18 protein-coding genes are annotated in these 20391 nt (G+C 42.6%); 9 read left to right on the forward strand and 9 right to left on the reverse strand.

Annotated elements, in window-relative coordinates; translation table 11 throughout:
• Positions 1–185 precede the first annotated feature (185 nt).
• Positions 186–1820: an ATP-dependent endonuclease gene (locus VEJY3_RS20135; RefSeq protein WP_014234263.1), complete on the forward strand. Its 1635-nt coding sequence runs from the start codon at positions 186–188 to the stop codon at positions 1818–1820.
• A gap of 128 nt (positions 1821–1948) precedes the next feature.
• Here VEJY3_RS20135 and VEJY3_RS20140 read toward each other — a convergent pair whose 3' ends face one another.
• Together VEJY3_RS20140 and VEJY3_RS20145 are read right to left on the reverse strand one after the other, a co-directional pair.
• Positions 1949–2434: a DUF1097 domain-containing protein gene (locus VEJY3_RS20140; protein ID WP_014234264.1), complete on the reverse strand. Its 486-nt coding sequence runs from the start codon at positions 2432–2434 to the stop codon at positions 1949–1951.
• Between the two features lie 226 nt (positions 2435–2660).
• The gene (locus VEJY3_RS20145; RefSeq protein WP_014234265.1) at positions 2661–3566 is read right to left on the reverse strand and encodes a LysR substrate-binding domain-containing protein; all 906 of its coding nucleotides are present in this window, start codon (positions 3564–3566) and stop codon (positions 2661–2663) included.
• 257 nt (positions 3567–3823) lie between these two features.
• Between VEJY3_RS20145 and focA the strand changes: the two genes are divergently transcribed.
• Positions 3824–5275, forward strand: a complete 1452-nt coding sequence (gene focA, locus VEJY3_RS20150; protein WP_014234266.1) for a formate transporter FocA — start codon at positions 3824–3826, stop codon at positions 5273–5275.
• A gap of 89 nt (positions 5276–5364) precedes the next feature.
• Here focA and VEJY3_RS20155 read toward each other — a convergent pair whose 3' ends face one another.
• The 3 genes from VEJY3_RS20155 to VEJY3_RS20165 form a co-directional block, all read right to left on the reverse strand.
• Positions 5365–5934, reverse strand: coding sequence for a YceI family protein (locus tag VEJY3_RS20155; protein WP_014234267.1), 570 nt, complete (start codon positions 5932–5934; stop codon positions 5365–5367).
• Complete coding sequence (locus tag VEJY3_RS20160) at positions 5931–6470, reverse strand: cytochrome b (RefSeq protein ID WP_014234268.1); 540 nt, start codon at positions 6468–6470, stop codon at positions 5931–5933. Before VEJY3_RS20160 ends, VEJY3_RS20155 begins: the two co-directional genes overlap by 4 nt.
• Positions 6471–6639: 169 nt before the next feature.
• The gene (locus VEJY3_RS20165; protein ID WP_014234269.1) at positions 6640–6882 is read right to left on the reverse strand and encodes a DUF2164 domain-containing protein; all 243 of its coding nucleotides are present in this window, start codon (positions 6880–6882) and stop codon (positions 6640–6642) included.
• Positions 6883–7088: 206 nt separating this feature from the next.
• Here VEJY3_RS20165 and VEJY3_RS20170 point away from each other — a divergent pair, with 206 nt between their 5' ends.
• Both VEJY3_RS20170 and VEJY3_RS20175 read left to right on the forward strand, forming a co-directional pair.
• A complete protein-coding gene (locus VEJY3_RS20170) occupies positions 7089–7721 on the forward strand; it encodes a hypothetical protein (protein ID WP_014234270.1) in 633 nt (210 codons plus the stop codon).
• A 180-nt stretch (positions 7722–7901) separates the two neighbouring features.
• Positions 7902–8690, forward strand: a complete 789-nt coding sequence (locus VEJY3_RS20175) for an EAL domain-containing protein (RefSeq protein ID WP_014234271.1) — start codon at positions 7902–7904, stop codon at positions 8688–8690.
• 87 nt (positions 8691–8777) lie between these two features.
• Here VEJY3_RS20175 and VEJY3_RS20180 read toward each other — a convergent pair whose 3' ends face one another.
• Together VEJY3_RS20180 and VEJY3_RS20185 are read right to left on the reverse strand one after the other, a co-directional pair.
• Complete coding sequence (locus VEJY3_RS20180) at positions 8778–10031, reverse strand: DEAD/DEAH box helicase (RefSeq protein ID WP_014234272.1); 1254 nt, start codon at positions 10029–10031, stop codon at positions 8778–8780.
• Between the two features lie 67 nt (positions 10032–10098).
• The gene (locus VEJY3_RS20185) at positions 10099–10695 is read right to left on the reverse strand and encodes an ACP phosphodiesterase (protein ID WP_014234273.1); all 597 of its coding nucleotides are present in this window, start codon (positions 10693–10695) and stop codon (positions 10099–10101) included.
• A 550-nt stretch (positions 10696–11245) separates the two neighbouring features.
• On the opposite strand from VEJY3_RS20185, the gene VEJY3_RS20190 reads away from it, so the two are divergent.
• The gene (locus VEJY3_RS20190) at positions 11246–12676 is read left to right on the forward strand and encodes a methyl-accepting chemotaxis protein (protein ID WP_014234275.1); all 1431 of its coding nucleotides are present in this window, start codon (positions 11246–11248) and stop codon (positions 12674–12676) included.
• Between the two features lie 458 nt (positions 12677–13134).
• Here the strand turns inward: VEJY3_RS20190 and VEJY3_RS20195 are convergent, their stop codons facing one another.
• Entirely contained in the window at positions 13135–13803 is a 669-nt protein-coding gene (locus tag VEJY3_RS20195) for an HAD-IA family hydrolase (RefSeq protein ID WP_014234276.1), read from the reverse strand.
• A 356-nt stretch (positions 13804–14159) separates the two neighbouring features.
• Complete coding sequence (locus tag VEJY3_RS20200; protein WP_014234277.1) at positions 14160–14669, reverse strand: hypothetical protein; 510 nt, start codon at positions 14667–14669, stop codon at positions 14160–14162.
• 260 nt (positions 14670–14929) lie between these two features.
• Here VEJY3_RS20200 and VEJY3_RS20205 point away from each other — a divergent pair, with 260 nt between their 5' ends.
• The 4 genes from VEJY3_RS20205 (at position 14930) to glgC (ending at position 20382) form a co-directional block, all read left to right on the forward strand.
• Positions 14930–15403 (forward strand): CreA family protein, encoded by a 474-nt coding sequence (locus VEJY3_RS20205; RefSeq protein ID WP_014234278.1) that lies wholly within the window; start codon positions 14930–14932, stop codon positions 15401–15403.
• A 130-nt stretch (positions 15404–15533) separates the two neighbouring features.
• Positions 15534–16838, forward strand: a complete 1305-nt coding sequence (locus tag VEJY3_RS20210) for an inosine/guanosine kinase (RefSeq protein WP_014234279.1) — start codon at positions 15534–15536, stop codon at positions 16836–16838.
• A gap of 221 nt (positions 16839–17059) precedes the next feature.
• Positions 17060–18808 (forward strand): formate--tetrahydrofolate ligase, encoded by a 1749-nt coding sequence (locus tag VEJY3_RS20215; RefSeq protein ID WP_014234280.1) that lies wholly within the window; start codon positions 17060–17062, stop codon positions 18806–18808.
• Positions 18809–19167: 359 nt separating this feature from the next.
• Positions 19168–20382, forward strand: coding sequence for a glucose-1-phosphate adenylyltransferase (glgC, locus tag VEJY3_RS20220; protein WP_014234281.1), 1215 nt, complete (start codon positions 19168–19170; stop codon positions 20380–20382).
• The last annotated feature ends 9 nt before the right edge of the window (positions 20383–20391 follow it).

Below are 20391 nucleotides of genomic sequence, written 5' to 3' on the forward strand. Positions count from 1 at the left end.
TTTCCATTTCATTTTTCCGTGACCCTGCATAGGTGAACTCACATTTCATAAACGTATCGATCCACTTCCTATGCAGGCTCTCGTAAATTTGTGAACTGAGCTTATAGCAACATTCAAGAATTACTATATGCTTAGAGACAGCAAGATAATTCTCTATAATTCAAATAATTGCGAGGAGGATTGAGATGAGACTAGAACGCATCGAAATCTCCGGGTTTAGAGGCATCAAACGCCTTTCACTCTCTTTTGATGAACTCACCACGCTCATTGGTGAGAATACATGGGGTAAGTCTTCATTACTTGATGCCCTATCCATTGCACTACCAACAGACGGGAATCTATATGAGTTTGACCTGAAAGATTTTCACGTTGATTATTCTATCTCCCACCCTCAATCTCAGCATATCGAGATTATTCTTTGCTTTAAAGCACAAGATAGGCAAGAGGTAAAAGCGGGCCGTTACCGTAGGATTAAGCCTGCTTGGTGTACAAAAGACAATGGAGAGCATGTAATCTACTACAGAATCAGTGGCTCTCGTGTCGATCATGACATCACGACTCAGTATACGTTTCTCGATAATGAAGGGAAAACAATAAAGATCCATCATTCTGAAAAACTTGCTATTGAATTAATGACGCTACATCCTGTCATTCGCTTAAGAGACTCTCGTCGTTTCCCTCACCCATCTCATATCAACGGGGACAATAGAAATTCGCGGATTGAAAAGCGCATCGACAACACTTGTAGACGACTATTAGCCATGCCAGGTCAAGTCAATAAAGGGGAAATTCGCAGTAGCCTTTCTTCTATGCAAACGTTGATCGATCACTATTTCGCGTTCCGAAGTACCAGCAGAGGGAACCCAAGGAAGCCTAGAGACGGCCTGTTTTATAATAGCCACCCTTCCGATAAGGGCCTGAGCCAATATTTAAAAGAAACTAACGATAAGCAGAGTCGCTTGCTTCTAATGGGCTTGCTTAACACGTACCTGCAAGCGAAAGGGCCAACCGAGCTAAGGCGTTGTGCACGGCCAATCTTAATCATTGAAGATCCTGAAGGTCGCTTACACCCTACTCATTTAGCGAGAGCTTGGTCCTTGCTTCAACTACTGCCGATGCAAAAAATTCTGACCACTAACAGTGGGAGTTTGCTCGGTTCCGTTCCGCTTTATTCGATACGGCGTCTGTACCGCCTGTCTGATCGCACCATCGCGAAGAGCCTTAATCCATCTAAATTTGGGCGAGATGAACTAAGGCGTATTGGTTTCCACATACGCTTTCACCGAGCAGGTGCGCTTTTTGCTCGTTGCTGGTTGTTAGTGGAAGGTGAAACCGAAGTCTGGCTTTTTAATGAGTTAGCGCGTCAATGTGGTTATGATTTAGCGGCGGAAGGTGTTCAGATAGTCGAGTTTGCTCAGTCTGGCTTGCGTTCAATAATTAAAGTCGCAAAAGAGTTTGGTATTGACTGGCACGTAGTAACCGACGGCGATGCCGCTGGTAAAAAGTACGCTCATACGGTTCGTTCACAATTAGAGCATGATCAGGAGCGCCACCGTTTAACCGAGTTGCCTGATCGAGATATTGAGCATTTCCTTTACAACCATGGTTTTGAAGTTTTCTTTAAAGACATGATAAAGGTTCCTCACGATCATCAAATTCCCGCGAAAAAAGTGGTCAACCGAGTGCTAAAAAAACATGCCAAGCCTGATTTAGCCCTAGCGATTGTTTCGCATTGTGAAGAGAACGGCGTGGAATGTATCCCTGTTCTATTACGCTGGACCCTAAAACGTATCGTTACTATGGCAAGTGGAAATACTTAGGGCGAAAAAAGTAAAAAAAAAGCACACTATTAAAGTGTGCTTGTATCAAATATCAATAACTTTGATGAATAGCATTGAGAAGAAAAGTACTCTCAGTGCTCAGTGGATACCAATTAGATCGGGGGTCACTACTGCACTTGCTCTGCGAGCGAAGAAGTTGAAGTAGTATTTGATTTCGAGTGTAACCAAAGACCAGTCGCTTTCATTAGATAACCAAATACACCACCTAATACCAGCGACGGTACAACAAGTTGCCAGTTACCATCCGCTGCAAAGGTTGCACATGAGCCGATAAATGTACCAGGAATGTAAGCTAACCAAGCTTGCTTAGCTTGAATACACATAAAGAAAGCCACAATTGCCGTTATTACGTAGCCCAGAATTTCTAACCCTACGTAGGTTGAACCATAGATAATGACCATAGCCCAGAACACGCCGGTTAAATTTGTAATAAGGCTGGTTGCCAATCCTTTCAGGCCACTTGTCGGGGAGGCAAAGTAACTAGTACAACCTAAAAACCCCGCCCAGGATAGTAGGCCTAAAGAGATAGCTATCCATCCCCAAACGCCGGACAAAATCCCAGTAGTAATAGAAATCGCTAATAGTGTCGTCATGGTATTCGTACCTGCTTAGCTAGTATCAGACCCTTCTGGTTTGATAACTGGCGTTAAACATTGAAATCAAGAACCGATACTAGAAGTATTCCCTCAGCTTATCGGTGATTTTGATCACAAATAACTCACTTTTGTTTCATTTATTGCAATATAAATTTGACGTAAACGATAAATCAACAGATTTAGTAAATAACAAATACCGTCATTTATGCGATATTGCCAAGTGCTATAGAATCGTCGGCTTGCCTTTCATCATGCGTAAGCCCTCGCGCTTAATGCAGTCTACTAATGGGTTTTCTGCCATATCCGCTCGCCAGATGAATGAAAGCGTGCGCTCCATTTTGAGCTCTGGAACATCTAAGGCAACCAGCAGACCAGCTTGGATATACCGCTCGACATCCAAATAAGGTAAGCAGGTTAAGTACTGACCATTAGCCACTAAGCTACGAAGTACTGGCACATGTTCGTATTCACGCCAAACATCAAGATCCTCGATAAGTTTACTGATCGAACTATCGAAGGTTTTGCGTGTACCAGAACCATCTTCACGCAATACCCACTTTGCTTGTTCTAACTGGGCTAAACTTACGGTTTGGCGCTTGGCAAAAGGATGATGTGAAGCCGCGACAACCGTCAGATGGTCGCGACACCAGACTTCCTGGTGCAAACGGTTGTCATCGCAACGGCCTTCAATGATTCCCAAGTCGTACTTGTAATCCAATACGCCTTCAAGGACGCTTCTGGTACTTTTCACATTCAACGAGATACGCATCTCAGGAAAGTCATTATCAATAATACTGATAAGATCAGGGACTAGGTGTTCTGCAGGCGTTTGACTCGCACAAATGCGAACCTCCCCACTCAACAAATGTTGCTCATAAAAGCCCATTTCAATCTGTAAAGCATCTTGCAGCAAGCGTTTTGCTTTTGGCCTCAGCCACACTCCCCAATGGGTTAACGCCATTTGCTTGCCCTGCCTTTCAAATAATGGCCGACCAAGCATTTTTTCCAATTGTGAGAGCGACATACTTGTCGCCGATTGTGTTAGAGCCAGCTTGTCTGCAGCCTGGCTTACACTTCCAGAATCGGCAACTGCATTAAAAACCGCTAATTGCTTTAGTGAATAGCGCAATGTGTCCTCCTTTACGAGCGAGTATTCCCATACCCTCACCTGATTAAAAACATAAGCAACGGCATTCATTTTACTCATCTTAGATTAGTTATCAATTGAATTGATGTGAACCTTAAACAATATCAATTTTCCCTGTCGGAATTTTCCTATTAGCCTGATTGTGCGGTTCAGGAATACCGCTGTTCTAAATACAAAAACAATAGTTATGAGTTTATAAATTAAGGAGTTTTTATGGCATCAAAAACTAAGGAGTCAGTATGGCGGTGATCAACTCTGACAATCACCAGTATTTTTCTCCGAAAGAAATGATGGCTGAAGCAGAGAAGTTTGCACTGAGCAAAGCCCAAAAAACGAGCTCGATGACACTCAGTCTTGCCGCAATGGCTGGCGCATTTATCGGTTTGGCATTCTTGTTCTATATCACCGTGACAACGGGTAGCGCAGGTGCAGGTTGGGGATTGAGTCGTCTTGCAGGCGGAATAGCTTTCAGTATGGGTTTGATCCTGATCGTTATCTGTGGAGGCGAACTGTTCACTAGCTCAGTGCTCTCAAGCATATCCTGGGCGAACAAGCAGATATCTTTTGGAAAAATGCTATCAATTTGGGGCAAGGTCTATGTGGGTAACTTTATTGGAGCAATGCTGTTGCTCGCACTGGTTACAGCGGCAGGATTATACCAAATGGACAGCGGTCAATGGGGATTGAATGCGCTTAACATCGCACAGCACAAACTGCATCACACGTTAGTTCAGGCGTTTGCACTCGGTATTCTATGTAACCTTTTGGTGTGTCTAGCAATCTGGCTAACCTTTAGTTCTGCAAATGCGATGACAAAAGCGGCAATGACGATTTTACCTGTCGCTATGTTCGTAAGCAGTGGCTTCGAGCACTGTGTCGCCAATATGTTCATGGTCCCGCTTGGCATTGTTATCGCTAATTTTGCGCCAGAGTCGTTCTGGCTGTCTGTCGGCGTTCCTGCATCCCAATACGCAGACCTCAATGTGTTTCACTTTGTCACTGCAAACTTAATCCCGGTAACACTAGGAAATATAGTAGGCGGCGCTGTATTAGTTGGCTTATCAAACTGGTGTATTTTCCGTCGACCTGAGCTAAAAGCCGCCAACATTCAAACCATCACTAAAACAACACCACTCATGTCAGTTAAGGAATCCAACATGAAAAATAGCTCTTTTGTTAAGGACATTATGAACCCTGCTCCAGTGACTATCAGCGCAGAAACTCCGGTAGTCTCAGCACTTGATACCTTACTTGATCATCACTTAACCAGCGCCCCTGTCGTTGATGTTCATAATCGTTTAGTGGGCTTCCTGTCGGCGCACGATATTATGGTCGATCTTTGGTGCGAGGATTACATTCCGGTTAACGGTCAGAAAGTGGTTGATTTGATGAGCCGTGACATTGTCGCTATTGATGCTGGTGACCGTTTAGTCGATGTGGTGGAGTTTATGTGTATCGACAAAGAAAAGCTCTTCCCTACAAGTAATATGGGCATTGCAACACGCTTAACTTCTCTTTCTTTGGAAGAGCGTGCCAAGAGTATGAACGTCAGTAAACCGCAAGTGCTTCCGGTATTAGAGAATGGACTCTTAGTCGGCGTAGTAACACGTGTCGAAATACTGAACGCATTACGTACCGTTTACGGTGAGCGTTTGAATCTAGTAGAACAAAACGAATTAGAAACCGCATAACAAAAAAACACTAACTTTAGTTAGTTGGCACTAAAAAAGCGCTCTTCGTTTGAAGAGCGCTTTAATATTATTATACGAGTGGCAATGAATTACTTCTTAACGCCTTCGATATGAAGTTCCATATCCACATAGCTAGAAGAACCCATTACAGGGATATCAAAATCTGCTAGCTCTAGACGAGTAGTACCAACGAAACCAGCACGCTCACCACCCCATGGGTCGTTACCTGCGCCAACGAATTCCGCTTCAATAGTGATAGGCTTGGTTACACCGTGAAGTGTCAAATCACCAGTTACATCAAGTTTGCCGTCGCCTTTATCCGTTACTTTTGTACTAGTAAACGTTGCTTGACCAAATTTACCTGCATCGATGAAATCACCGCTACGGATGTGCTTATCACGCTCCGCATGGTTTGAATCCAGACTTGTGGTATCAACAACAACATTCACTTTAGCGTCAGCAACGTTGTTCTCATCAAAAGAAAAGTCACCAGAAAATGTATTAAAACGACCTTTGATGAAGCTGTAACCCAAGTGACTTACTTTGAAGTTAATCGAAGCGTGAGCCCCTTTCGTATCAATAACGTAGTCTGCTGCTTGCGCACCAAACGGAAGTGCCATAGCGATCGCTAATCCTGTAGCAAATAGTGACTTTTTCATTTTGAAGCTCCTAACATTTTTCTTAATGTGTTGTCTTTATCGATAAAGTGATGTTTAAGTGCAGCAACGGCATGTAAACCAGCAATTAGGACGATAGCCCAAGCTGCGTAAAAGTGAATTTCACCCGCCAAATCAGATTGATTTGGGAACAACTCGCCTGCGCCAGGTACGGTAAACCACTCGAATACTTCGATACCTCGACCATCCGAGGTTGAAATCAGGTAACCCGTTACGAAAATGGTAATAAGTAACAAATACATCGCACCATGCGCTAACTTAGCTGCGATGATTTCATGGTTTTTGCCTTCTGGCTTAGGAGATGCGGTAATGTGCTTCCAAACGAATCGGAATAACGTAACTATCGCAAGCAAGATACCAATAGAACGATGGTAATGAGGTGCGGTACGATACCACTCGCTGTAGTAACTCAAATCGACCATCCATAAGCCGACCGCAAATAAGCCAACAATAACGATGGCTGATAACCAGTGCATCGCGCGGGTCAGAAGGTTGTAGTTTTTTACGGATGTATCCATCTCAATTCCCAAGAATTTTCTGTGTTGATATTGAATAAGAAACAACACATTAACCGATTTACTTTATATGAAACAGATTATTTACCATTATTTACATCTAGCCAATTACAGCACATCTACCAACCTGTTCGAATTTTTTGAATAAGTTAAATGTAAGAATTCATGAATTTTAGAGTTTTACTTCCTGTTCTATCTCATAAAGTTCGTCGGAAACTTCTAGCATACGGCGCTCGAATAAGGCTTTAGCATCTTCAACTCCTTTGTTGTAGTACACTGCCCCAAGCTTTTCAGTGATAAAATCAATGAGAAATTCACAATCAAACTGACCGATTTCAATACTTAGTTCGTCTTCCATATAATCTTGAATCGCCGTTGATAATGTCTCTTTTTGTGTTCTGTCTAATTTAATCATTTACTGCTCTCTAAATTTCATCGTCCAATTATCGACCTCACGACAACCTACTCTATCCAACAATCACTAGGACTATCTAAGATATTGATGGATAGAATTCCTAATTTTGATGTTTAGATCAAGAAGTTGCCGATTCAACTTAGTCTATGCTAAAAAGACTATGCTAATTTTTGCTAATCGTTTTTATAACCGTTAAGGGATTTTCTTTGCTACTCGACTTAGTAATACAAAGTGTTAATGATTTTCAGGAAGACTGCCTCAAGATCTGCGAAAAGCACTACCCTGCGGTTCACAACCAAGGGATGAGTGAACATCATTTAGGTCTCGCGTTTTCAAGGCGGATGGAGCATACACTTCGTCACTTTGGCCACAGCAGTGTCATTAAATCACTTGAAGTACTTAATGCTCCCGACCTTCCCCACCATTACCGCATTACTTCAGAGATCGGCACGGTATGGGTTTTGAGTTATCACATGGTCAGTGCGGGTAAACCTTGTCGCGAAAAAATGCTTGCTTCGATAACCGAGTGGCAAAGTGAATATGGCTACGCGTTACAGCCCAACGATTTACTATTCCTGGTTTGTGATCACTGGATAAGTAGAAGTAAAACTAGCAGGGAGCTACTGCATTGGTGGATGGGTGAGTTACCAGACCCAATAAATGAATATACTGAACAAGGTATTACTTTATACACCAGTGAGTCGCAGCTTACGCAATCGCTCAATTCTCGCTTTGATATCAACCCATGCTATATCAAGTTTGGCCACCCATTACGCCGATCAAACAAACAGCAACTTGTTCGAAAATATCTCCAGCTTTACGCCGTATTGCAGTGGTAGCTTAAAGATGGGAATACGTACCTTATCAATCTATCTATACATTTGTTTGATACCGCTCGATAAATCTTATTAACACTAACTAACTAGCTTGCCTCATCAGGTCGCGCGCGCTTAGATTCTTATAATCAATGAAGCTTGATGTACTCGCATCGATGATAAGCATTAATTTAGGTTGTAATAATGATGAGTATCTCGCAGCTTACTTGCTGCATTTCTAAACAGGCAGATGGACAGTACATCGCAAAATATCAAAATTTAACACTGAAAAGCGTATTTCAACCCATTTATCAAAAGGATCATTCTATTGTTGGTCTGGAATCACTGGTAAGAATCACCGACATTGACGGCTCGATGATCCGCCCGGACTATTTTTTCCAGTCAGAAAGCATTCCGGTTTCAGACCAATTTAATGTCGAACGTTTAAGTCGCTTAATACACATAAAGAACTTTGGGCAATCGCGCTACCAACATAAGAAGCTCTTCCTCAATGTGCTTCCTAAAGCAGCAGAAATGATGTTACAGGACATGTCATACTGTCAGGCGCTCAAGCAGACCATCAGTCAATCTCATCTGAAAACAGAGCAGATTGTGCTGGAGTTAATCGAGTTGGATGCGAACGATGAATCCTGTTTTTATCAATCAACGCAAGAACTCAGCAAGTGCGGCTTTAAGCTTGCGATAGACGATTATGGGGTTAATGCATCGACAATAGAGCGAGTTGAATCTGTTCAACCTTACATCATTAAGATGGACCGTTCATTACTGGTTAAATACGAACATGGCGACCTGTCGTCACTGACAAGTGCGCTTTTATTGGCAAAAAACTTACGCGCGAAAACCGTTATCGAAGGAATTGAAACCGAGCATCAACTTAATTTAATGAAGAAACTCGGCTTCGATATGTATCAAGGTTATTACCTTGCACTTCCAGAAACGTTATCCGTTTATGATCAAGCGAAAACAGCCTAGTTCATTTGATATTTACCAAATGAACCAATTACTTAAGTTTATCAACGAATCTAAGTCATCAATAAACTTAACCCACCAAAAACTAAGTTATCGACGGTTTTTACCACGATTTTTATGGATAGCTAACTTGGCTTTAAGTTTTCGTTTTTCTGCCGAGCGACTTTTACGGCCACCACCACCGTGACGTTCAGGCTCGACCTCTTCGATTAAACTAGGTTCAAAACCCGCCAGCCATTCTTGTGGCAATCGCTGATCCAGTAAGTTTTCAATCGCATGCAACAGATACTCTTCGTCTCGGCTCATTAAGGATACGGCAAGTCCAGAATTACCCGCTCGTCCTGTACGACCAATACGGTGTACGTAATCTTCAGCTTTAAACGGCATATCAAAGTTAATTACTTGCTCTAGTTCCTGAATATCAAGCCCTCGGGCTGCAACATCAGTCGCAATCAATGCACGTACTTTACCCTGTTTAAATTCATCCAATGCGCGTTGACGAGCGCCTTGTGATTTATCACCATTAATCGACACTGCTTTTATGCCATCTAGCTTTAACTCTTTCGCCAGTTCGTCACTACCCTGTTTTGTTTTGGTAAACACCAGCACTTGTTGCCAGTTTTTTGAACCAATTAAATAGGCGAGTAATTCACGTTTACGCTTCTTGTCGACGGGATAAACGATCTGTGTAACCGTTTCAGCGGTCGTGTTTGGTGGAGTAACTTCAATTTCAACTGGAGAATCCATCAGCTTATAAGCAATGGTTTTAATGCGCTTTTCAAACGTTGCGGAAAATAGCATGATCTGTTTTTCATCTGGCAAGCGGCGTAAGATTCGTTGCAAATCAGGCCAAAATCCCATATCTAACATACGATCGGCTTCATCGAGTACAAGCGTATTCGTCTTTGAGATGTTTACATTGCCGTTAAACAAATGATCCAACAAGCGTCCAGGGGTCGCAATCAGAATGTCCGCGCCATCCTCAAGCTTTTTCTTCTGAACACCAATACTGGTACCACCGTACACACAAACAATGCGTAATGCCGTCTGCGACGCATACTGAGACAAACTTTCGAAGACTTGTTGAGCGAGTTCACGCGTAGGTACCAAAATTAGAGCTTTTGGCGTTCCGTTCAGTTTTTCTTGCTGTACGCTTTGAATAATAGGCAGTCCAAACGCAGCCGTTTTACCAGTACCCGTTTGTGCAGCAGCGAGCAGGTTTTTTCCTTCCAGAACATGGGGAATCGACTTTTCTTGCACCGGTGTTGGAGTCACGATGTTTAATGTGCTCAGAGTTTCCACCAGATTTTGTTCAATGCCAAGGTCAGCAAAATTAACGGACATGATAAACCTCATAATTTTTGGAGCGCAGAGTTTACCAGAGCACTCCAGACCATACTACCTTTACACTCTATGCATTGATTAATTGCTGGTGGAACTCAAAGGCTTGTCGAAGTACATCGCGGTATAGAAGCGGAAATTTAGCCTCTAAGGTCTCATATTGTTCATCTAATACCGCGAAAGTAGTCGTCAGATCTGACATTCTAGGACTTCTTTGGGACATACGATGCAGAGCAAATTCTATATTTTCTAAATCCTGATAGGACTGGAGCCATCCACCCGTCCACATCCTGCTATGCAGAACAAGAAAACGCTCTGGCAATTGCTCGCCAACGTCTCTGTCAACGCGCTGGTAGGCAGCATTTACAAATTTATCCAGAGAATGGTGGTGAAACGCAGACCACTGTTTAGCTAAACAGTGATCCCAAAACATATCAAGAGCAATGGGAGCGAAGCGTCGCGAAACACCAGTAAAGTGAGGCTTGCACGCTTCAACGATAGGATGATGGTCTGTTATGCGATCGACAAACCGATGGAGTTTGATGCCATTCGAAATATCAGTTTGATACTGTTTGCTTGGATCCCCTTTCACGAAGTCTCCAAGCAAATTCCCCATTAAATGGCTGTTACAGTGATCTGCGATGTGTAGATGGGCAAGAAAGTTCATTAGACGCCATATTGCCGTTAGGCTTGATGTAACATGAACTTAGTATAACGTCTTGAGCACTACGTTGATAATTAAGTGACACTCTACTCAGATTCGTTTTCTGAGCCAAAGTAATCCGACAAGATGATGCCAATTTCCATTGCATCTAGTAGCTCTAGGTTCTCATCGTTTTGGTATTGGTCGCTCATTGTGACCTCCTTTGTTTTAATTTGAAGCGTACTTGCTTCTTCCTACTGACAATCTATGTCAGTGAATCCTTTTTATAATCTTTATATGACACATTCATGACAGCGAAAAGTAAAGATTTAATTTCCTATGAGCAACATCAAAGGTAATCGTTTGCATATCGGTAAGGTCTCAGCTCACTGCTTGTTTTTAACGGACAAATGACTCAAAGCCAATGACCAGTGCCGCTCAACATTTTGACATGTGTCACATATAATTAAATTAACGTTATAGATATTACATTTTTTAATGATTTGGGTCTCATGTTTTTCTCAACACTGACGATAACGAGATGAAATACCTTATATCTCAAACGGAGTGTTAAATGAGAGAAGTTGAGTTTAGAACTATAGATCGACTCTTTATTAAGATGTCTATAAATGACAAAGTCTGGGTTATCTTCCTACTGTTTCTGCTGGCTCTAACTTCGGTTGCAGGGAGCCGTTACTACAACGAAATCAACCAGTTTGAACATCAAGCAATCATTTCTGCACAGGCGAAACTTTCGGGGATCATCGACGCAAAACCAAGCAATATCTATCAAGTCGATGGCATCACAGAAGCAAATAGCCAACAGCAGAGTCTGTTCATAGACGGGGCTATCACTGTTTATTCACACACTGACAACGGGGAAGTGATTAAATTAACCGAAGATAGAAGTACAGAATATCAACAAGTTAAGTCTAATGCCCTAACCTCGCTGCTGCTTAGCTTTATTTGGGTTCTACCATTTGCCTTGTTTTGTTACTGGGTTGCCACTTTCATCGGAGGTGCACTTTGGGTGCTTTACACTACGACTCAAAAAATTGGTGAAGGTGATCTGACGTCTCGCTTAGGCTTTCATCCGGGCCGAGACGAATTTGGTACCATTGGTTGCGCACTCGACAAATCAATGGATACTCTAACGGAGCTAGTCAATAGTGTTAAAAATAACGCGTACACGTTAAGTGAAACGTCTTCAGCTTTCGAAAAAGACATGCAATTGAGCGAAACTCAGATATCTCATCAGTATCAAACGCTCGATTCTGTCGCGACCGCGATGGAAGAAATGACGGCTTCTGCAAAAGAAGTTTCAAGTATTTCGCAACAAGCGACCTCACAATCCGATCAGGATGCGCACAAAATTGAACAAAGTCGTGGCCGCGTACAAAATGTTATTGGTGAGATAGAAACTTTATCTTCTTTCATTGAGCAAGCAGCGAATTCTGTTACCCATTTAAATGAGAACACAACGCAAATTAATGAGGTAATCACAACCATTAATGCGATTTCTGAACAAACTAATCTACTTGCGCTTAATGCAGCCATCGAAGCCGCTCGAGCGGGTGAACAGGGCCGTGGTTTTGCCGTTGTCGCGGATGAAGTACGCACACTAGCCAGCCGCACGCAGCAAGCTACTGTAGAGATTCAGGCAATGATTGAGAAGCTGCATACTGAAAGCCAAAACATCGCATCTATCACTGAACGTACAGTTAAGCAGGCGCGAACCAGTAGCCATCTAATTGATGAAATTGGTCATGACATTGCTTCAATTGCTGATTCAGCGCGTTCATTAATGGACATGAGTATCCAAATTTCTACATCAGCAGAAGAGCAAAGTGCTGTCGCCAACGACATTGCATCGGAGCTCACAGACATTCGCTCACAATCCAGCACGATTAGAGAAGTGGCGCAACAGTCAACTATTGGGGTTGCGAATTTAACCAAAGCGTCTGTTGATTTGGGAGAGGTACTTCTTCGTTATCGTACCAAGTAATAATGACTGGGCTCCTAAAAAGAGCCCAGTGTGTTTATCTGGCTTATTTTCATTTCGATTTTGTTAACCCAACATTTACAAACTGTCGACCTAATTGAAATATTTGAAGTGAATCGAAAGTTCAATTAGTACCTGATGAAAGAATGTTCATCAAGATTGTGTTCCGCTATGCTTGAACATGTAGATTCCATTTGCTGCTGGAAAAACAATATGAATAATTACAAAGATACAAACAATAACGAAAACGAAAACCTTACCTGTCCACTATGCCAATGCGATGAATATTTAATTTCTGCGGATGGCGAAAAGTTCACTTGCGCGGCTTGCGGTTTTCATACGAAAAGCTTTTCTTCAATCCAATGTTTACATCAAACGCCTTACTTACAATCCAAAGTTAAACACATCCACAGCTTAAGTCGCATATGTCACTAACTACTGGTTTGATTACGATGTATGTCTTATATAGAGCAGCCTAACAACTGCTCTTTTAATTCATCAAAATGCTGAATTTTTATTACGCGTTCGTCGTCGACACGGTTAATGTCTTCACCATTAAATAGATGCACTGTTTTGATACCAGCATTTATTCCAGCTTCTACACCTTTAGGCGTGTCATCTATATAGAGACAATCGCTGGGTAAAAATCCCATATTCATTGCTGAGTACATCAGCAAATCAGGCTCAGGCTTCCAGCTATTTGCATCGAACGCGGAAAACACTTTGCCTTTAAAAGAATCCAGTAACCCTGTCAGTTCCAGAGCATATTCTATTTTGTCTTTCGGACCATTAGATGCGACGCAATATTCAATGTTATGCGAATCAAAAAAGCTCAGCAGTTGTTTGGCACCATCCATAGGTTGTAAGTGTCGGACGAAAAGCTTATGTAGTTCCTGGCGATATTCGGGTTCGAGTACGTCAATCGGCACATTAATATTCATTAACGCTTTGGTATCTCTTAAAATGTCGGCGAGTTTGCCACCTTTGAAGTGAGACACGCATTCATCGATAGTGAGTTCAGCACCGTACTGGTTGAATACATGAACTAAAGCCTGACAACACAAACGCTCACTATCGACCAGTGTTCCATCACAATCAAAAATCACGCACTTAACATTATTAATTGCCATTACCTTCCCCCAAACACGTTAAAAATATTGCTGAGCTTATTTTGTTTTGTAGAACAATAATATTTGAGTTTAGGATTGTTTAAACGATGAACTCTGCATTTCGCAAAAATGAATTCGAAGAATTATCTTTTTTTAAATCAAGATCACCGATTTCTAGCTAGTTACCGTTAAAAGTGTGAACTTTTTAATAGGATGTTCGATATATTGCGAGAGCCAATGACCAGAGCTGTAGAAAAGGGGACAAATGTTCGAACGCAGCAGCACGTATAACGTTAGAATTTGGACGCTTGATTGCAAAGTTTCTTCATTTATTAAAGGGTTAGTGATGCTGCGTTATAGAGATGGTGATGAAAGTGTTAGCGCTCGATAATTACTGTTTCACAAAGTTTTGCTTCGTTATCTAATCGCTTCGCTAGATCAGACTCAAATTGGCTTTTCTCTATTACATCAGAAACAGCGACATCTGAAATGAGTGTATTGCCTTCAAAATGGCTAGTGATAGCAGCGCCAATAGGACTTCCGTCTTTAAAACCGACATACAGTTCAAAATCTGGTGTCAAAATGATTTGAGTCAGGTATTCAACCACCATGTCTTTATCGTATTGCTTATCCCAGCGCTGCGATTGAAGAAGTGAAAACATAATGGTCAATCGATGGAAATCTACGAGAAAGATATCGTCAGTTTTGCACTCCGCCTCGCCGGCCAACAACGAGTCTTTATCAACGATTTGGTATTGTTGCTGTTTTAGCGTTTGAAAGTAGATGTCTCGCCCTTTCAAACTTTCGGGTGTAGGAAACTCGACTTCGACCAGATCATGCAGCCACGCGTTCTTGCGTTCTATGCTGGCTAACTGTATTTCATTCATTTACATACCTTAACAATCACAGGCTACAAAGTAGTAGCAAGTCAAAAGCGAAAGCAAATTGCGTCTTGTACCGACAACAAAATCCGTGTGGGATACCTCTGAACTTAAAAGTCGTATCGCGTAGCTTCGTTTTGAGGCTGTACCTTAGCATGAAGCCTATAACAAACCTAGCTAAAGTCCTGAGGTAACGCCAAATTTTGTTTTACTCGCTAACGTCTGATAGATTAAATCCACAAACTTTTCTCATGAAGGCCAAAATAATGAAAAAACGCATACTTGCTTTAAGCTTACTAACCCTGCTTGCCGGCTGTGGTAGTGATGAAGTTGGTGATGTATCACTGGGCATGTTTACTATGAAAGACATCAAACTCAATACGCTTGTCGATCCCGAAGTACCGGGGGTGACTTGTCACGTTGCCAGTATTGAAGCGGATTTCAGTCTTGCTGACCCAAGTGATAGCTCTATCTCTTGTCGCCAAACCGGTGAAATCACACCTGAAATGCTAGCCAGGATTGATAAGAGTAAATCTGGCGATGTCGTCTTTAAGAAGTCAAAGAGTATCTTCTTTAAGTCGATGAAGATTCGACGCATTTATGACCCAGAAAATCAAACGCTGATGTACCTTTCATACTCTACAAAGGAGACGTCAGGGAGCTTCAAACACAGTCTATCAACTGTGCCACTCTGGGGAACAAAAGCTTACGTCGAGCCGACACAAGCAAAAACCAATTAATACCTCCTCAATTATCCTTCGAAAGCCCACCATAATGTGTTGGTGGGCAAGTTTTCTTGCAACAAAACCAGTTTAATTTCATTTTTATGTGATACAATCCCGCCTCTTTTTTTCTCACTCAAGAACAAGCATGAAGTTTCCTGGCCAGCGTAAATCTAAACACTACTTTCCAACTCACGCTCGTGATCCAATCGTTAACCAAATTCGACAAACACCAAAGTTATATCGTCCAACGATTGTCGGTGTAGGCCAAACCATCGTCGATATCGAAGCGCGTGTAGACGATGCGTTTTTAGAGAAGTACAACTTAAGTAAAGGCCACTCTCTCGTTCTTGAAGAGAACAAAGCCGATGCTCTGTACGAAGAGCTGGTTGAACAAGGCCTGATTACGCACCAATATCCTGGAGATACCATTGGTAATACGCTGCACAACTACTCAGTACTTGCAGACAGTAAATCAGTGCTATTGGGTGTCATGTCTAGAAACATTCAAGTAGGTTCATTTGCATACCGATACCTATGTAAGACTTCTTCTCGCATGAACCTTAATCATCTACAAACAGTAGATGGCCCTATTGGTCGTTGCTACACCCTTATTTCTCAAGATGGCGAGCGTACCTTTGCGATAAACGAAGGGCACATGAACCAACTTCTACCAGAAAGTATCCCAGAAGAAGTATTCAGCAAAGCATCCGCTTTGGTCGTCTCTTCTTATCTAATGCGTGGCAAAAAAGAAGATCCAATGCCACAAGCGGTACAGAAAGCGATCGATTTTGCTAAAAAGCACGATGTTCCGGTTGTACTTACTTTAGGGACGAAATACGTGATCGAAGGCAACGCTGAATGGTGGCAGGAATACATTCGTGAGAATGTATCTGTAGTTGCTATGAATGAAGAAGAAGGCGCGGCTCTAACTGGATTAACCGATCCACTAGCAGCAGCCGACAAAACGCTTGATTGGGTCGACCTAGTTCTGTGCACCGCAGGTCCAAATGGATTGTACATGGCGGGCTACACTGACGAAACAGTGAAGCGTGAAACCACGCATGACATTTTGGAAAGCAGCATTGGTGAATTCAATCAATACGAATTTAGCCGAGCAATGCGCAAATCTGACTGTAAAAATGCGATGAAAGTGTACTCTCACATTGGCCCATACTTAGGCGGACCTCTGGAAATTAAGAATACCAATGGTGCTGGCGATGCAGCACTTTCCGCACTTCTGCATGATATGGCAGCAAACTCATTCCACCAGAAAGAAGTGCCAGGTTCAGAAAAGCACGAAGTACGCTGCTTAACATACTCTTCGCTTTCCCAAATTTGTAAATACGCAAACCGAGTGAGCTATGAAGTATTAACACAGCACTCTCCTCGCCTGTCTCGCGCACTTCCTGAACGCGAAGACAGTTTAGAAGAGGCATACTGGGATCGCTAATAGCCTGATTTTCAGTGTAAAAATTCACTTAGGTCACCTTTTGGTGGCCTTTTTGTTTTGATCTAGAGCAGTGTTTGGTTGTTTTTGCTAATATGCACCGCAAAGATTCGCATTAAATTCTTTACAGTTGGTTTTTTACCAGTATTATTCTCGCGCAAACGATTGCGTAACAGCAATGCCTTCGCTTTATGCACTACGGTTTAGTCACTTTGGGAGCATCCATGCAGTCCGACATTGAAATTTGCCGAAACACCCCTCTATCCTCAATCGATACTATTGCCGCGAATGCAGGTTTACAGCCTGATGAATATGATACGCACGGCAAACACAAAGCCAAAGTTCATCCAAGATGTTTAAACCGTCTCAAAGAAAACAAAGACGGTAAATTAGTATTAGTCACGGCCATAACACCAACGCCACTCGGCGAAGGTAAGACGGTCACAACTATCGGCCTTGCACAAGGGTTAGCAAAGTTAAACCAATCCGTTATAGCCTGCATCAGACAGCCTTCAATGGGACCAGTATTTGGAATCAAAGGTGGTGCGGCCGGCGGTGGTTATTCTCAAGTCGCACCGATGGAAGAGTTAAACTTACATTTAACTGGCGATATTCACGCCGTTACCGCTGCTCATAACCTTGCATCAGCCGCGCTAGATGCTCGTCTATACCACGAGCAACGTGAAGGCTACGATGCATTTGAAGCTCGTACTGGTTTAAAAGCGTTAAAAATAGATGTCGACAGTATCACGTGGAAGCGCGTAATGGATCATAATGATCGCGCACTACGCATGGTAAAAATTGGTCTAAACGAGCCAGGTAAAACCATTAATGGCATCGAAAGAAGCGAAGGTTTCGACATTTCTGCCGCATCAGAACTCATGGCAATCATTGCACTCGCCAAAGATTTAGCAGACCTGCGTAAACGAATAGGACGAATTGTTGTTGCTTATGATTTAGATGGCCATCCGGTGACGACTGAAGACCTTCAAGTCGCGGGAGCTATGGCAGTAACGTTGAAAGAAGCCATTGCGCCTACACTAATGCAGACTTTAGAAGGTGTCCCTACTCTTATTCACGCTGGTCCCTTTGCGAATATTGCTCACGGCAACTCTTCTATCATCGCTGATGAAATTGCACTAAAACTTTCTAGTTACACTGTAACTGAAGCCGGTTTTGGCTCGGATATGGGGCTGGAGAAAGCATGCAATATTAAAGCAGCAGCCTCAAACCACGCTCCTGATTGTGTGGTGATTGTTGCCACCTTACGTGGCCTAAAAGCGAATTCGGGGCATTATGATCTTCGTCCGGGTGCTGCTATTCCTGAATCGATATTTAACCCTGACAAGCCAGCGCTAGAAGCCGGATTTGAAAACCTGAAGTGGCATATCAATAACGTTAAGAAATACGGCCTTCCTGCCGTTGTCGCGATCAACCAGTTTCCGCAAGACTGCGAACAGGAACTCTCAGTACTGCGTCAGAAAATTCGTGACTATGACCCAAGTGTCAATGTGGCCATCAGTACCGCTTTTTCAAACGGTGGTGAAGGTACTGTAGAGCTCGCTCAATTTGTGGTAGAAGCATGTAATACTCAAACGGATTTCCGCCCGCTTTATACAAAAGAACAAAAGCTGGAAGAAAAATTAATGTCGGTTTGTGAAGCTGGGTATGGCGCGTCAAATGTCGAATTGAGTGATCTGAGCATTTCACAGCTTAAGAGGTTTGAAGCTTTAGGTTTTAATGACCTCGCAGTGTGTATTGCAAAAACACCACTTTCTATCACTACCGACTCCAGCGTCAAAGGGGCTCCGCGTGGATTTACGGTTCCAATACGTGAATTACGTTTATGCGCTGGCGCAGGGTTCATTTATGCACTATCAGGCAGTGTGATGACGATGCCAGGGCTTCCGGACAAACCTGCTTTTATGAACTTGGATTTAGATGAGGAAGGCAACATTATTGGTTTGTCATAACAACACTACGTCCTGTCATTTAAATTAAACTTCATTATAGAGAGCGTATATCGCTCTCTATCTCGTTGTTTCGGCATTACTTTACATTGTAAATTCTTCATACTTATAAACACTCTTTCCAGCGCATCAATATGGTGCATGCCATTTTCACCCTTCCCTAAAATAGGGCATTATTTGTCTGTGTTTAAATTAATCTTATTGATTTATAAAAATTTATTCTATGGCTCGATTCTTGTACTAAAGTTGCATTAGAACATAAACACACTAATACCTGTCATTCAAAATGCCGTTTGCTTGGAACCACCTCTCCCCGGTTCAGCACTATTTTGGGTCATGTATTACAAGGGAAAGGGAACATTATGCAAGACGCACTCGCCGTAATTTTAGCTGGAGGTGTGGGCTCCAGACTTAGCCCACTGACTGATGACCGTGCCAAGCCGGCTGTACCATTTGGTGGTAAATATCGCATCATCGACTTCACTCTAACTAACTGTCTAAATTCAGGTTTAAGAAAAATCTTAGTCCTAACACAATACAAGTCTCATTCGCTACAGAAGCACCTTCGTGATGGCTGGTCGATCTTTAACCCAGAGCTTGGTGAATACATCACCGCCGTCCCTCCTCAAATGCGCAAAGGTGGTGCATGGTATGAAGGTACCGCAGACGCCATCTATCACAACTTGTGGTTGTTGTCCCGAAATGATGCAAAATACGTCGTTGTATTATCTGGCGACCACATCTACCGAATGGATTACGCGGCCATGCTGGAAGAGCACAAAGAGAAAGGCGCTAAACTTACCGTCGCGTGTATGGATGTACCAGTAGAAGAAGCGACGGCGTTTGGCGTGATTGGTACTGCGGAAAATGGGCTGGTTAAGTCCTTTGTAGAAAAACCATCAAATCCGCCTACTCTGCCTGAAGATCCCTCTAAGAGTCTTGCGTCCATGGGCATTTACATTTTTGATATGGACGTACTTAAAGAAGCGCTTCGCGAAGATGCAAATAATGAAAACTCAAGCCATGACTTTGGTAAAGACATCATTCCGAAATTAATTGATTCAGAATCGGTATACGCTTACAAGTTTTGCGGCAGCAAAGGACGTGTTGATAAGGACTGCTACTGGCGAGATGTTGGTACGATTGACTCGTTCTTTGAAGCCAATATGGACTTATTAGAACCCGTTCCCCCAATGAATTTATACCAGTCGAACTGGGCCATTCGTACTTATGAGCCTCAATTTCCACCAGCACGAACCGTATCATCCGCAACAGGTAACGAAGGCATTTTCATCAACTCTATCATTGCCAATGGTGTGGTGAATTCTGGAGGCTCAGTACAGCACTCCATTATTTCCTCCAACGTTCGCATAAAAGACAGCGCGACCGTCGTAGACAGCATTCTATTTGATGATGTTGAAGTTGGTGAAGGTTGCCAGCTAGTTAACTGCATCATCGACAAGCACGTTCGAATCCCACCGAACACTCAAATTGGACTAAATAAAGTAGAAGACGCTAAAAGGTTCCGAATTTCAGAGAAAGGGATTGTTGTTGTTCCTGAAAGTTATACGTTTTAATTCAACGAC

The sequence above is a fragment of the Vibrio sp. EJY3 genome (genome assembly GCF_000241385.1).
Lineage (GTDB): Bacteria > Pseudomonadota > Gammaproteobacteria > Enterobacterales > Vibrionaceae > Vibrio > Vibrio natriegens.